Origin of the sequence: Pseudoalteromonas sp. CR1 (assembly GCF_019392235.1) — a bacterium.
In the GTDB taxonomy this organism is placed as follows: Bacteria; Pseudomonadota; Gammaproteobacteria; order Enterobacterales; family Alteromonadaceae; genus Pseudoalteromonas.
The window spans coordinates 1-204 of sequence record NZ_JAHXRM010000703.1; the positions used below are offsets into that span (position 1 = coordinate 1).

Below are 204 nucleotides of genomic sequence, written 5' to 3' on the forward strand. Positions count from 1 at the left end.
CGGAGTGGACGGGACTCGAACCCGCGACCCCCGGCGTGACAGGCCGGTATTCTAACCAACTGAACTACCACTCCGCAGTGGTATGTGCATGGGGTAATGCACTTACTAATTTTGTTACGATATCAAATGGCGGAGTGGACGGGACTCGAACCCGCGACCCCCGGCGTGACAGGCCGGTATTCTAACCAACTGAACTACCACTCC

At 56.9% G+C, this 204-nt stretch carries 2 tRNA genes; both read right to left on the minus strand.

Going from position 1 to position 204, the window contains the following annotated elements:
* Nucleotides 1-74 (minus strand) — tRNA-Asp (locus KZZ04_RS21085).
* Nucleotides 75-127: 53 nt separating this feature from the next.
* Nucleotides 128-204: transfer RNA gene (locus tag KZZ04_RS21090), tRNA-Asp, on the minus strand.